This window comes from Streptomyces sp. KL2 (assembly GCF_046529545.1).
Taxonomy (GTDB): domain Bacteria; phylum Actinomycetota; class Actinomycetes; order Streptomycetales; family Streptomycetaceae; genus Streptomyces; species Streptomyces radiopugnans.
This window is the reverse complement of record NZ_CP127170.1, coordinates 4,412,848-4,426,859: the sequence shown is the minus strand read 5'-3', so window position 1 is coordinate 4,426,859 and position 14,012 is coordinate 4,412,848. Positions and strand designations below refer to the sequence as shown.

At 74.3% G+C, this 14,012-nt stretch carries 7 protein-coding genes; 6 read left to right on the top strand and 1 reads right to left on the bottom strand.

Annotated elements, in window-relative coordinates:
• Positions 1-157 precede the first annotated feature (157 nt).
• The 6 genes from QPK52_RS19880 (at position 158) to QPK52_RS19855 (ending at position 8,394) form a co-directional block, all read left to right on the top strand.
• Entirely contained in the window at positions 158-601 is a 444-nt protein-coding gene (locus QPK52_RS19880; RefSeq protein ID WP_410538820.1) for a subtilase-type protease inhibitor, read from the top strand.
• A gap of 265 nt (positions 602-866) precedes the next feature.
• Positions 867-2,012 (top strand): alkaline phosphatase PhoX, encoded by a 1,146-nt coding sequence (locus QPK52_RS19875; protein WP_410538819.1) that lies wholly within the window; start codon positions 867-869, stop codon positions 2,010-2,012.
• Positions 2,013-2,219: 207 nt separating this feature from the next.
• A complete protein-coding gene (locus QPK52_RS19870; RefSeq protein WP_410538818.1) occupies positions 2,220-3,272 on the top strand; it encodes a phosphatidylinositol-specific phospholipase C domain-containing protein in 1,053 nt (350 codons plus the stop codon).
• A 215-nt stretch (positions 3,273-3,487) separates the two neighbouring features.
• On the top strand, positions 3,488-6,673 hold the full coding sequence (locus tag QPK52_RS19865; protein WP_410538817.1) for an alpha-N-acetylglucosaminidase TIM-barrel domain-containing protein: 3,186 nt from the start codon (positions 3,488-3,490) through the stop codon (positions 6,671-6,673).
• Between the two features lie 139 nt (positions 6,674-6,812).
• Entirely contained in the window at positions 6,813-7,508 is a 696-nt protein-coding gene (locus QPK52_RS19860; RefSeq protein WP_410538816.1) for a TetR/AcrR family transcriptional regulator, read from the top strand.
• 10 nt (positions 7,509-7,518) lie between these two features.
• Positions 7,519-8,394 carry a DUF4253 domain-containing protein gene (locus QPK52_RS19855; protein ID WP_410538815.1) on the top strand — a complete coding sequence of 292 codons (876 nt, stop codon included), beginning with the start codon at positions 7,519-7,521 and terminating at the stop codon, positions 8,392-8,394.
• A 108-nt stretch (positions 8,395-8,502) separates the two neighbouring features.
• Here the strand turns inward: QPK52_RS19855 and pulA are convergent, their stop codons facing one another.
• On the bottom strand, positions 8,503-13,896 hold the full coding sequence (pulA, locus tag QPK52_RS19850) for a pullulanase-type alpha-1,6-glucosidase (RefSeq protein ID WP_410538814.1): 5,394 nt from the start codon (positions 13,894-13,896) through the stop codon (positions 8,503-8,505).
• Positions 13,897-14,012: the final 116 nt, after the last annotated feature.

Genomic DNA, 14,012 nt, shown 5'->3' with positions numbered 1-14,012 from the left:
GAGCCGCCGGCGCGGCTCCGGCCAGGAACGATGACGCGCGCCGGAACGCAGCGCAGCGGAGGGTGACCGAATCCGATCGCCCCGATGTGTCCCGTTATGGCATCCGGCAAGTCGTTCCTCCGGAATCTGTTCCCGAGAGACCCAGGGAGTGTTCGACATGCGGTACGCCACCAAGGGCCTGGGCCTGGGCGCCGCCCTGACCGCGGTCTGCCTGGCGGGCCCCGCGGCCACCGCGACCGCCGGGCCCGTGGCCCCCGCCGGGTCCGACAGGCCGTCCGGGCCCTCGGTCCTGGCGCTCACCGTCGCCGGGGGCGAGGACCCCGCGACGGCCCCCGAGCGGCGGAGTGCCGTGCTCACCTGCCCGCCGGGCCCCACCGGCACCCACCCGGCCCCGGGGCGCGCGTGCGCCGCGCTGCGCTCGGTGGACGGCGAGGTGGGTGCGCTGGTCGAGACCGACACCGACCGGATCTGCCCGATGATCTGGGACCCGGTGACGATCAAGGCCGAGGGCTTCTGGGAGGGCCGCGAGGTCTCCTACGAGCGCACCTTCGCCAACTCCTGCGTCATGGAGGGCGCCACGGGCCCGGTCTTCTCCTTCTGACACCTCCGTGACGAGGCCGCCGTGAGGCCGTGGCGAGACCGCGGCGAGACCGCGGCCACGACCGCCGGCCCCCGGGTGCGATCGCGCACCCGGGGGCCGGCGGCGTTCCGGGCCGCGGGCGGGGACGCCGGGCCGGCACCGGGCCGCGCGTGTGAACGGCTGTTCACCGGATCTTCTCCCCCGGCTCCCTTCGCCTGCCGCCGCCGGCGCGCAATGGTGACGTGTACACGTCCCTCGCGCACTCCCTCACACGCCTGGAGTCCGAATGCAGCGACGCACCTTCCTGAGGACCGCCTCCGCCGGCGCGGGGGCCGTCGCCTTCTCCGGCGCCCTGTGGCAGGGTGCCGCCACCGCGGGGACCTCCGCCGCGGGGGCGGCGGGCCCGTACGGGCCCCTGCGGGCGCCCGACGCCAACGGGGTGGCGCTGCCGGAGGGCTTCCGCAGCCGGATCGTGGCCCGCTCCAGCCTGCCGGTCGGCGGGATCCTGTGGCACCCTGCGCCCGACGGCGGCGCCTGCTACCCGGACGGCGACGGGTGGATCTACGTCTCCAACTCCGAGGTCCCCCTGGTCGGCGGCGCCTCGGCGATCCGCTTCCGCGCCGACGGCTCGGTCGACCGGGCCTACCGCGTCCTGGAGGGCACCAACCTCAACTGCGCGGGTGGGGCGACCCCGTGGCGGACCTGGCTGTCGTGCGAGGAGACCTGGCGCGGCCGGGTCTTCGAGACCGACCCGTACGGGCGGCGCGAGGCGGTCGCGCACAAGGCGATGGGGCGCTTCAAGCACGAGGCCGCCGCGTGCGACCCGGACCGGCGCGTGGTCTACCTGACCGAGGACGAGCCGGACGGCTGCTTCTACCGCTACACCCCCGAGGTCTGGGGCGACCTGTCGCGCGGCCGGCTGGACGTGCTGTGCGAGTCGGCGGGCGGCGGGGTGGAGTGGCGCGAGGTCCCGGACCCGTCGGCGCCGCTGTTCGGCAGGCAGACACGCCACCAGGTCGGCTCCGCCCGCCGCTTCGACGGCGGCGAGGGCTGCCACTACGCGGACGGCACCTGCTGGTTCACCACCAAGGGCGACAACCGGGTGTGGGCCTACGACGCCGAGCGGGGCGAACTGTCGGTGGCCTACGACGCGGACTCCCCGCTGGACGGGGTGGACAACATCACCGGCACCCCCGGCGGTGATCTGTACGTGGCGGAGGACGGCGGCAACATGGAGATCAACGTCATCACGCCCGAGGGCGCGGTGGCACCGGTGATCCGGCTCGACGGCCACGGCGACTCCGAGATCACCGGCCCGGCCTTCTCCCCGGACGGCTCCCGGCTGTACTTCTCCTCCCAGCGCGGCACCCTGGGCGATCCGGCCGGTCTGGGCGGCATGACGTTCGAGGTCTCCGGTCCCTTCCGGCGCTGACGGCACCCGTACACGCCCGCCCTCCCCCTGCGCGCCCGGCGGCCCGCTCACCGGCCGCCCCGCTCCCCGGCGCCGTGCGTCCCGGGACGCGGGGCGGCCGTACGCCCGCCGTTCGCCTGCGCGCCATGCGCGCTCCCTCCCCGGGCCGGCCCAACTCCCCTACTGTGACCGCGATTCGACCCTCCCCCCACACGGAAGGCGGCGCAGATGGCGCAGCAGTGGAGAAGCCGGCTGGTGACGGCGGTGGCGGCGGTGACGGCGGCCGGTATCGGTACGGTGCTCGTGGCGGCCGCCCCGGCCGGGGCGGCGGACACCGGCGCGCTGCCGTACTCCGGCACCACCTCCGTCGGCGTGCACAACGCCTACGAGAAGGACAAGTACACCTACTTCGCCGACGCCCTGGACTCCGGCGCCTCGCTGCTGGAGCTGGACGTGTGGGCCAAGTACTCGGGCGGCTGGCGCGTGGCCCACGACGGCCCGCTGGCCAACGACAACAACTGCGAGAACGCCTCCTCCCCCGCCGAGCTGCGCTCCAGACCCCGCAACCAGAGCCTGGCCGGCTGCCTGGCCGACATGCGGGCCTGGCACGACGCCAACCCCGGGCACCGTCCGGTGCTGATCAAGATCGAGATGAAGGACGGCTTCGCCGGCGACCGCGGCCGCGGGCCCGCGCAGTTCGACGCCCTGGTGACCCGGGAGCTGGGCGACGCGCTCTACCGGCCCGGCGACCTCGCCGCCGGGCACGCCACCCTCGACGACGCCGTGCGCGGTGGGGGCTGGCCCGCGCGGGACGCGCTGGCGGGGAAGTTCCTGATCCACCTCATCCCCGGCACCGTCGAGGAGTCCAACCCCTTCGACACCCTGTGGACCGACCGCGAGTACGCCGCCCACCTGCGCGACCTCGCCGCCGCCGGGCGGCTGGGCGATGCCACCGCCTTCCCCGCCGTGCACCGCGCGGCGGCCGGGGACCCGCGCACCCGCTACGCGGACGCCTCCCTGCGCCCCTGGTTCGTGGTCTTCGACGGCGACGCCTCGGCGTACGTCTCCGGCGGCATCGACACCGCCTGGTACGCCCGGCACGGCTACCTGCTGGTGATGACCGACGCCCACGCCGTGGCCCCCGCCATCAGCCCCACCGACCCCACCCGGGCCCAGGCACTCGACCGGGTGGCGCTGCTGGCGGCCGAACGGGCGAGCGTGGTCACCTCCGACTGGACCCGGCTGCCGGCCGTGCTGTCCGCCGTACTGCCGCGCGGCTGACGGGGGTTGGCCGCCGCGGCGGCGCGGGCGGGCTCCCGCCGGGGCCGTCCGCGCCGCAGACGGCGGTCGCCGTGCGTGTTGTCCCGGCCGGTGACCCGTTTCCGCGGCGCGGCGGCCTGGTACGGCTGCCCCAGGCGTACGGCTGCCGGAGATCTCCGGCGGGCCGCGGCGGCGAGGGCGGGCGAAGGCGGATTCCCTTCTCCGAAAGGTGTTCCATGAAACTGTTGGCTCAGGGCCGGCCGGACGCGGCCGAGGCGGCGCAGGCGGTGGAGGGCACGGGCGCCGCGGGGCTCACCCGGCGCACGGTGCTGGGCGCCGGGACGGTGGCGGCGGGGCTCGCCGCCGCGGTCGGCCCGGGCCTGGCGATGGGCGGCGGCGCTGCGGCGGCCGCGCCGTCCTTCTCCGTCGAGCCGGCCGCCGCGGCGCTGCGGCGGCTGCTGCCGGACCACGCCGCGCAGTTCCGGCTGGCCGCGTCGGCCGCGCCCGGCGGCACCGAGCGGTTCCGGGTCGCGGGCGCGGCCGGGCGGGTGGAGGTGTCCGGCACCAGCCCGGCCGTACTGCTCACCGGCGTCCACTGGTACCTCAAGGAGGTCTGCTCCGCGCACATCTCCTGGGCCGGGCGAAACCTCGGCCTGCCCGCCACCCTGCCCGCGCCCGAGCGCCCCCTGGAGCGCTCCACCACGCTGCCCAACCGCTTCGCGCTCAACGACACCAACGACGGCTACACCCATCCCTACGCCGACTGGCCCTACTGGGAGCGGCTGATCGACGTGCTCGCCCTGCACGGCTGCAACCAGGTGATGGTCATCGCCGGGCAGGAGGCGGTCTACCACCGGCTGCTGAAGGACTTCGGCTACTCCGACGCCGAGGCCCGCCGCTGGCTGCCCGCCCCCTCCCACCAGCCCTGGTGGCACCTGCAGAACCTCAGCGGCTACGGCGGCCCGCCGAGCCCGGAGCTGATCGGGCGGCGCGTGGAGCTGGGCCGGCGCATCACCGCCCGGCTGCGGGAGCTGGGCATGCACCCGGTGCTGCCCGGCTACTACGGCTCGGTGCCCAGGGACTTCGCCGGGCGCGTCCCCGGCGCCCGCACCGTCCCGCAGGGCACCTGGCACGGCTTCGCCCGGCCCGACTGGCTCGACCCGCGCACCCCCGTCTTCGCCGATGTCGCCGCCTCCTTCTACCGGCATCAGCAGGAGCTGTTCGGCGAGGCGTCGCACTTCAAGATGGACCTGCTGCACGAGGGCGGGAGCGCCGGGGACGTGCCGGTGGCCGAGGCCGCGCGCGGGGTGGAGAGGGCGCTGCGCAGAGCCCACCCGGAGGCGGTGTGGGTGATCCTGGGCTGGCAGGACAACCCGCGGCGCGAGCTGGTGGACGCCGTGGACAAGAGCCGGATGCTCATCGTCGACGGCATCTCCGAGCGCACCGAGACCGTCCACGACCGCGAGGCCGACTGGAACGGCACCCCCTACTGCTTCGGCGCGATCCCCAACTTCGGCGGGCGCACGACGCTGGGGGCCAAGACCCATGTGTGGAACGAGCGCTTCCACGCCTGGCGCGACAAGCCCGGCAGCGCCCTGGCGGGCACCGCGTACCTGCCGGAGGCCGCCGACCGCGACCCGGCCGCCTTCGACTTCTTCTCCGAACTGGCCTGGCGCACCGGCCCGGTGGACCTGCCAGGCTGGTTCGCCCGGTACGCCGGGTACCGCTACGGCGGTGCCGACCCGCGGGCGCGGGACGCCTGGCGGGCGCTGCACGACACCGCCTACCGGCACCACGCGAGGCTCTACGGTTTCGCCCACGACAGCCTCTTCGCCGCCCGCCCCGACCTCGCCGCCACCCGGGCCGGGCAGTACGGCCCCACCGAGCTGACCTACGACCCGGCGCGCTTCGACGCCGCCCTGGACAGACTGCTGGAGACCGCCCCCGCCCTGCGCGGCGGCGACGCCTACCGCCACGACCTGGTGGACGTCGCCCGGCAGGCCCTGGCCAACCGCAGCCGGGTGCTGCTGCCCCAGCTGCGCACCGCCTACGAGGGCGGCGACCTGGGGGCCTTCCGGGAACTGTCGGCGCTGTGGCTGCGGCTGATGACGCTCACCGACGAACTGGCCGGAACACACCGGATGTTCCTGCTGGGTCCGTGGACGGACGCCGCCCGCCGCATGGCGGCCTCCCCCGAGGAGGAGGCGGAGCTGGAGCGCACCGCCCGGGCCCTGCTGACGGTGTGGGGCGAGCGGGCCACCGCCGACGCCGGAAAGCTGCACGACTACGCCAACCGCGACTGGCAGGGGCTGACGGGCGACTTCCACCTGCCGCGCTGGCGGCTGCTGCTGGACGAACTGGACGCCGCTCTGGCCTCGGGCCGGCGGCCCGCGCCGATCGACTGGTACGCGGTCGAGGAGCCCTGGACGCGGGAGCGCCGGGAGTATCCGCTGCGGCCGTCGGGCGATCCGTACGCCACCGCGCTGCGCGTGCGCGACAGCCTCGCCCGCGCGCCCTACCAGGGGCGGCTGGAGGCCGCGCTGGAGCCGGGGGCGCTGGAGCCGGGCGGTCGCGGGATGCTGACCGCCTCCTTCACCAACACCAACGGACTGCGGGCCGCGGGCCCGGTCGAGTTCGCCCTGTCCACCGGCTCCACGGGTCTGCAGGCGGTGCCGCTGGACCCCACCACCGTGGACCGCGTGCCGCCCGGCGGGCGGGCCCGGGTCCGCTGGCGGGTGACCGCCCCCGGCCGGCCGCTGACCGCACCGCTGCGGGAGCTGTCGTACGGCCTGACTGCGCTGTACGGGCCCGAGGGCGGCGGGCGACGGGTCCGCGCCGGGCACGGCGGCTCGCTGTTCCTGGCCGGGCCGCTGCCGGCGGGACTGCGCACGGTATCCACCAACGGGGCGGTCTTCGGCCGTCTCGGCACGCGGTACGCCGTGCACGGCGGGGGCGCGGACCTGTGGCGGGGCACCGCGGAGTTCGGCGCCGTGTACCGGCCGGGCGGGCTCGGCGAACGCGGCTCGGTGACGGTGCGGGTCGACTCCCAGGACGAGACCGGGCCGTGGGCGAGGGCGGGCATCCTGGTCCGGAACGACCTGGCGCGGGCCGGATCGCCGGGCTTCGTCAACCTGTCGGTGACCCCGGCCAACGGGGTGGTGCTGTCGTACGACTCCAGCGGCGACGGCACGCTGGACTCCTACCGCCGGATCACCGGGGTGAAGGCCCCGGTGCTGCTGCGGCTGCGGCGCGCGGGCGCCGACTACACCGGCGAGCTGTCCACCGACGGCGGCGCGAACTGGCGGACGGTGGCGACGGTGCGGGTGCCCGGCGCGGCCGGGCGGCAGGACGCCGGGCTGGGCATGACGGCGGCGGGCGGCGGGGCCGGCACGGTGGAGTTCTCCGGGTGGCGCACGGCCTGACGCGAGGGGGCCGGGTGTGACCGCGCCCGGCCCCTCCGGACCGTCCGGCGTACCCGGCGGTGCCGCCCCCGCACGGGCGCCGCCGCCTCCGCACACGGACGGGCGGCCGCCGGCACGCGGCGCTCGCTAGGGTGTTCCCATGACCACCGGGGTGCGCCGCAGGATGGGTGTCGAGGAGCGTCGGCAGCAACTGATCGACGTCGCACTGAAGTTATTCAGCGACCGCCCGCCCGAGGACGTCTCCATCGACGACATCGCCACCGCGGCGGGCATATCGAGGCCGCTGGTCTACCACTACTTCCCGGGCAAGTACAGCCTCTACGAGGCGGCGGTGCGGCGTGCGGCCGACGAGCTGTCCGCCCGTTTCCAGGTACCGCGCGAGGGCCCGTTCAGCCTGCGGCTGCTGCTGGTGATGGGGCGCTACTTCGACTTCGCCGAGGAGCACGCGCCTGGCTTCTCGGCCCTGCTGCGCGGCGGTTCGGTGCGCAGCGAGGCCGTGGTCGAGGAGGTGCGGCAGGCCGCGTACGACCAGCTCCTGGCCCATCTGGAACTCACCGACCCCGGGCCCCGCATGTCGCTGGTGATCCGCACCTGGGTCGGTGTCGCCGAGACCACGGCGCTGAGCTGGCTGGCCGACCGCTCGATACCGCGCCGGGAGCTGGAACGGCAGCTCGTCCACGACCTGCTGGCCCTGGCCGCGGTGACGGCCGCTTTCGACGAGGAGACCGCCGGAGTGCTCCGCCGCGTCGTGGAACAGGAGCCCGCCGACGGTCCGTTCGCGGAGCTGGTGGCCCGGCTGCTGGCGCTCGTTCCCGGGAGTGCCGGCGGCGGGTAGTTTCGACGTCGTGACTCATGTGACCCGTGGACCGAGCACCGAAGGGGCGCGCCTGCGCTCGCTCGCGGCCTCGGCGGCGCTGCCGCCGGGCACGCTGGTCGACCGGACGGTGCTCGGCAGGCTGCCCGAGCCGCTGCTGTGGCGCGCCGACGAGCCCGCCGGGCCGGACAGCTGGGAGCGGCTGCTCCCGGTGCGGGACGCCACCGGGCTGTGGCCCGTGCTGCTGGGAGCGCACGTCCGCGGCACCGCCGTGGAGGACGATCTGCTGCCCCCGCAGCGGGGCGGAGGCGGCCGCGGCGGGACGGGCGGCGGTTCCGCCGGTTCTGCCGCGGCCGGTGCGGGTGCCGGTGCCGCCGGTGTGCTGGCCGCCTGGTGGAAGGAGCACGCCGCACGGGAGCCGGCCGGCCGGAAGGCCGGGGCGGTGCCGGCGCTGCGGCCTTACGGCAGGCGCCCGCCCAAGCCCGCGCGCCCCTTCGGCACGGGCGGCGACCCGGACGCGGCGGCGGCCCGGGTGGCCCGCGCGCTGGTGGCGCACGGCACCCTGCGCCGTCCGCGGGTGGCCCTGGTCCCGGCGGCGCGGAGCGCCGGCATACCCGCCGCGATCGGCTGGGCGGGCACCCTGGCGTCCGGCGCGGAGACCGAGGGGTACGACTCGGTGCTGCACTCCTGGGAGGAGCGTTTCGGTACGCGGGTGGTGGCGCTGGAGCCGGACGTACTGCACCTGTCGGTGCCGGAGCCGCCCCGCACCACGGCCCAGGCCCTGCCGGTGGCGGCCGAGCACTACGCGTTCTGCCCCTCGGTGGTGCGGCAGGGCGCCGGATCGCTGGCGCGCTACGCGCGGGAGTGGCTGACCGGCCGGAACCTGTGGTCGTTCTGGTGGGAGTGAGCCGGACCGCGACGGCCGGGCAGGGGGCGGGCGTGGAACGCGCTTCGGGGCGGCGCCGTCCTTCCCGGCCCCGCCCCGAAGCGTCTCCCGTCTACTCCCCCGTCCGGGTCACCGCGCGGCGAACACCGCCACCGTGCGCGGCGGCACCGTGAAGGCGCCCTTGCCGCCGTCGAAGGCGGCGCTCCTCACCACCGCGTCGGAGCCCTCGGCCTGCACCGGGTGCAGGGCGTAGGAGGCGCCGGCGAGCGCGGAGACGGTCTGCGTCTGCCGCTCGGGGGTGGCGTTGAAGACGACCACCAGGTCGCGGTCGCCGTCCTTCACGCGCATGGTGATCACGCCCGGGGTCTCCTCCTTGCCCGACAGCGGGAAGGACAGCGCCCGCTGGACTCCGGCCGCCGTGGACTGGCTGAAGGCCTTCTCGGTGGAGCGGATCTCCAGCAGGTCGCGGTAGGCGGCGGAGGCGCCGTCGATCTCCCCGCAGGACGGGGTGAGCGTGGCGGCGGTCAGCAGCGGCTCGGCGTACGGCCACTTGTCCTCGTTGTCCCAGGCCGGCGGCAGGCCGCGGCCGAAGCCGTTGCCGGCCTCGCAGTTCCAGTGGATGGCGTTGTACCAGTCGCCGGAGTCGTAGGAGTTGCGGTCCAGCGACTTCGAGCGCAGCAGGTCGCTGCCCGCCTGGCTGAGCGCCGGCCCCTGGGAGAGGGCGGCGGTGGCCATGGCGATCACCTGCATACGGGCCCGGTCGGCGGCCGGGGTGTCCTTGGGCAGTTTGAACGCCAGGGCGTCGTAGAGGGTCTCGTTGTCGTGGGCGTCGGCGTAGGCGAGTGCCTCGCCGGGGGCGTCGGCGTATCCGGCCGGCGAGCCGTTGTAGTCGACCTGCGAGCCCTTGACCTGCCTGCCGGAGGTGTCGGTGAAGGTGTAGCCGGCGAGGTTGCCGGACAGCCCGACCTTGATCAGGTCCTGGTAGTGCAGGAGCCTGGCCCGCTGCTCCGCCTCGCTGCCGTTGGCGGCCGAGGAGTTGGGGTCGGTGTACAGGCCGCTGGCGAAGCCCTGGACCCCGGGGTCGGCGTCGAAGGGGCCGCCGCCGCGCACCGCGTCGCGGGCCCGGTCGGAGAAGGTGGCGATGCCGGTGCCGGCCATGTTCTTCTGCGTGGCCTGGACGAAGCGGGCGTCGTCGGCGACCTCGCCGAAGTTCCAGCCCTCGCCGTAGAGGATGATGCTCTTGCCGTCGACGCCGTCCTTCTCGGGCGTCAGGGCGTCCAGCGCCTCGCGGACGGCCAGGATGTTGGCCTTGGGGTGGTGGCCCATCAGGTCGAAGCGGAAGCCGTCCACCTTGTACTGCTTCGCCCAGGTGACGATGGAGTCGACCGTGAGCTTGCCCATCATGGTGTGCTCGGGCGCGGTGTTGGCGCAGCAGGTGGAGGTGGCCACCGTGCCGTCCTCCAGCAGGCGGTGGTAGTAGCCGGGCACGATGCGGTCCAGGACGGACTTGTCGTCCTGCCCGGCGGCCATGGTGTGGTTGTAGACCACGTCCAGCACGACCCGCAGCCCGGCCTCGTTGAGGCTCTTGACCATCTTCCGGTATTCGACGGTGCGGGTGGTGCCCTCGGCGTCGGTGGCGTACGAGCCCTCGGGCACGGTGTAGTGCAGCGGGTCGTAGCCCCAGTTGTAGGCGTCCTTGTCGCGGATCTTCCCGATGCACTCCTGCTGCTTCGCGGAGTCGGCGGGCAGGGCCGCCAGGTCGCAGGCGGGCTCGGCCCGGTCGGCGGCGCGCTCGGGGATGGAGGCGATGTCGTACGAGGGCAGCAGATGGACGTGGGAGGTGCCCGCGTCCGCCAGCTTCCGCAGGTGCTTCATGCCGTCGGCGGAGCCCTCGGTGAAGGCCAGGTAGCCGCCGCGGTGCTTCTCGCTCACCGTGGGGTCGGCGACGGAGAAGTCGCGGATGTGCAGTTCCTGGATCTGGGCGTCGCGCAGCGGTGCCGGGGCGGGCTTGTCCAGCTCCTTCCAGCCCCTGGGGGCCAGCTCCGGGTCGGACAGGTCGACGACCAGGCTCCTGCCGGAGTCGGTGGTCAGGGCGGTGGAGTAGGGATCGGTGACCTTGTTGGTGACCAGCTTGCCCACCGAGGGCGCCCAGACCGTCACGTGGTAGCGGTACGGCTTGCCCGTCCAGCTCCGGTTGCCGTGCGCGCTCCACACGCCGGTGGTGTCGTCGCGCCGCATCCGCACGGTACGGCCGTCCAGTTCGAGGGAGACCTTCTGCGCGGTGGGCGCCCACACCGACAGGGTGGGGCGGCCGCTTCGGTCGAAGACCGGGCCGAGGTCGGCCTTCGCCGCCTTCGCGCCGTAGAGGTCGTCCAGCACGCCGGGGATCTGCACCCCGGTCGCCGCCAGCAGGGCGCCTTCGGTGTTGCGCTGGGTGGCGACGACCTGGCCGCGCAGGGCGGTGCGCACCCGGTCGCGGTCGCGGGGGTCGATGCGGAAGGCGGGGTAGTCCCTCAGGTGCGGGAACTTCTCCTTCTGCGCGTCGGTGAGTCCGCCGGGCACGGGGGCAAGGCGCAGCCAGCGGCCCTCGTGGTTCAGCGCTCCGTCCTCGACCGCGATGGTGCCGCGGGTGTCGTAGGCGAGCTGCTGGCTGGTGGCGCCGGTGGCCTTGACCTTCCAGGCGACGGTGTCCCGGTCGATCCACTGGGCCCCGGCCCCGGCCAGGTCCAGGTCGGGCGCGCTGCCGGTGGTGGGCAGCAGGTAGCCGGGGGTGGCGGACAGCTTCCAGACCTCGCGGCCGTGGGTGGCGAAGTCCAGCGACTGGTCGGCGTTCTCGTCCTTGGTGTCGCCCTTGTGGATGATGTAGCTCAGCGAGGTCGCGCCCTCGGCGAGCGGCACCTCGAAGGTGGCGCCGAAGGCGTCCCTGGCCACCGGCATCAGCGGCTTGGACCAGTCGGTGGGCTCGGCGGCGCCGGTCCAGGTGTGCAGGCCCCAGCCGTCGTAGTCGCCGTCGGCGCGGTGGTAGTGCAGTACGGCCTTCTTCTCGTCCTGCGGCGGGTAGACGCCCTCGGGCCGCTCGGACAGCGTCTGGTCACTGCCCTGCTCGACCCACACCTCGCCGGTCCTCGCCAGGTCGACGGTGCGCTCGGGACCGTCGACCGCACCGTCCTTGGTGATGGTGAAGGAGAGCCTGCCCTCGCCGTCGTCCGGCCTGACCCAGGCGAAGGCCCCGTAGGCGTCGCGGCCGGTGAAGTCGGCGGTGCGGTCGCCGGCGACCAGCTTCCAGCCGTCGTAGTCGCCGTCGGCTCGCTGGTAGTGGACGACGGCCCAGTCCCGTTCCACCGCCGAGGGCTTCTCGGGCGGCGGGGCCTGGCCGGCGGCCGAGGAGGCGGTGTCGGAGGCGGTGCGGCCCTTGGCGTCGACCACGACGGCCTTGTAGCGCAGCGGCGTTCCCGCCCTCACGTCCCGGTCGATGTGCTGGGTGACCTTGTAGGGGGCGTGGTCGGCGGTGCCGAGGGTGTGCCACTTCCCGTCGCCGGTCTGGGCGGCGAAGACGACGCGGTTCAGCCCGCCGCCGTCTCCTCCCCCGACGTTCGCGGTGATCTCGACGGTGCCGGTGGCGCCCGCCGCGGGGGCCTTCAGCTCGACGGTCGGCGCGGCGGCGGGCGCGGGGAGCGGCTTCGCCGCCTTGAACACCACGGTGGACAGGGCCGGGACGGTGACGGTCAGCCTCGCGTCCGGGCCGGTGCGCACGGTGTCGTCGCCGCCGTGGATCTGCCGGAACGCGGTGGCCGGGGATCCGGTGGGGATCTCGACCGTGCGGGCCTTCGCACCGTTGTTGGCGGCGACGAGGTACTCGGTGCGCTGCCCGGCGTCGGTGCGGGTGAAGGCGTACACGCCGGGGCCGTCACCGGTCTGCGCGTACCGCTCGGTCTGGACGCCGTCGCGCAGGGCGGGGTGCTCCCGGGTCAGCTTCGACAGGGCGGCGATGGAGCGGTACAGGGGGTGGGATGTGTCGTACGCGTCCTCGGCGTGGGTGCGGTCGGTGCCGATCCGGTCGTTCTTCTCCTCGTCCAGGTAGGCGTCGGTCCTGGAGGCGAAGAGGGTCTGGCGGGCGTCCTGGTCGCCGCCGGCGCCGGTGAAGCCCTGCTCGTCGCCGTAGTAGACCACCGGGTTGCCGCGGCTGAGGAACATCAGCTCGTTGGCGAGCCGCGCCCGCTTCAGCAGCTCGGCGTCACCGGCGCCGGGGTTGTCCTGGCGCAGGAAGGTCCCGAAGCGGCCCATGTCGTGGTTGCCGGTGAAGGTGACCTGCTCGTACGCGTTGGAGCGGCCGGTGGTGTAGCGGTAGTCCTGGGCGAACAGGTCCGACAGCCTGGCCGCCGGCCCGCTCTGGGAGGCGTAGGAGCGGGCGGCCTCCTGGAAGCCGAAGTCGAGGGTGGCGTCGAGCTTGCCCCGGGTGACGTAGGGGGCCATCTGGGCGGGGTCGGAGGAGTAGACCTCGCCGAACATGAAGAAGTCGTCGCGCCCCTTCTTCGCGGCGTAGGCGTCCAGGGCGGTGGCCCACTGGGTCCAGAACTCCATGTTGACGTGCTTGACCGTGTCGATGCGGAAGCCGTCGATCTGGAAGTCCCCGACCCACCGCTGGTAGATCTTCTTCATGCCCTCGACGACCTCGGGACGCTCGGTCCACAGGTCGTCCAGGCCGTGGAAGTCGCCGTGCAGGGCGCTCTCCCCGGCGAAGGTGGAGTCGCCCCGGTTGTGGTACATCTCCGGGTCGTTGAGCCAGCCGGGGACCTTCACGTCCTTCTCGGCCTCCGGGACGACCGGGGTGCGGGGGAAGGAGTCGCGGCCGGTCTGCGGGAACCTCCCCCCGGCGGCGTAGTCGGCGTCGTCGAAGGGCTTCCCGTCCTTGGTGAGGTAGGGGAACGCGCCCTTGGACAGGTAGGAGTAGGACTTCTCCTCGTAGTCCACCACGTCGGCGGTGTGGTTGGTGATGACGTCGAAGAAGACCTTCATGCCCTTGGCGTGGGCGGCGTCGATCAGGTCCCGCAGGTCGTCGTTGGTGCCGAAGTGCGGGTCGACCTGGGTGAAGTCGGTGATCCAGTAGCCGTGGTAGCCGGCCGAGGCGTTCTTCCCCTCGCCCTGCACCGGCTTGTTCTTGAAGATGGGGGCCATCCAGATGGCGGTGGTGCCCAGGCCCTTGATGTAGTCCAGCTTCTGTGTCAGGCCCTTGAGGTCACCGCCCTGGTAGAAGCCCTTGTGGGTGGGGTCGTAGCCGGTGGCCAGGCGGTCGCCCTCCAGCCCGCCGCGGTCGTTGGAGCGGTCTCCGTTGGCGAAGCGGTCGGGCAGGACGAAGTAGAACTGCTCCCGCGTCAGGTCGTGCCGTGTGGGCTCGGCGGCCAGTTTCGCGTCGGACGGCGGCGGCGGTGCGGCCTTGGCGGGGGCCGCCGCGGTGATGAGCGTCGCCAGGATCGCGGCCGCGATGCTCGCGGCCGCTCCTCTGCGCGCCAGGGGACCTGTCACGGGTCGCTCTCCTCGGGTGCGGTGATCTGTGCGTGGTGCGTGGTGCGTGTGCGCTGCGTGTGGGGGTGACCTGTGGGGTGGCCGGCGGGGGGAGTCCGGGGCGGGGAGGGGCGTGG

Bases quoted from the DNA above. Each gene is read 5' to 3' on its own strand.
- QPK52_RS19875 (WP_410538819.1), top strand. From the start codon at position 867: ATGCAGCGACGCACCTTCCTGAGGACCGCCTCCGCCGGCGCGGGGGCC.
- QPK52_RS19880 (WP_410538820.1), top strand. From the start codon at position 158: ATGCGGTACGCCACCAAGGGCCTGGGCCTGGGCGCCGCCCTGACCGCG.
- QPK52_RS19860 (WP_410538816.1), top strand. From the start codon at position 6,813: ATGACCACCGGGGTGCGCCGCAGGATGGGTGTCGAGGAGCGTCGGCAG.
- QPK52_RS19865 (WP_410538817.1), top strand. From the start codon at position 3,488: ATGAAACTGTTGGCTCAGGGCCGGCCGGACGCGGCCGAGGCGGCGCAG.
- QPK52_RS19870 (WP_410538818.1), top strand. From the start codon at position 2,220: ATGGCGCAGCAGTGGAGAAGCCGGCTGGTGACGGCGGTGGCGGCGGTG.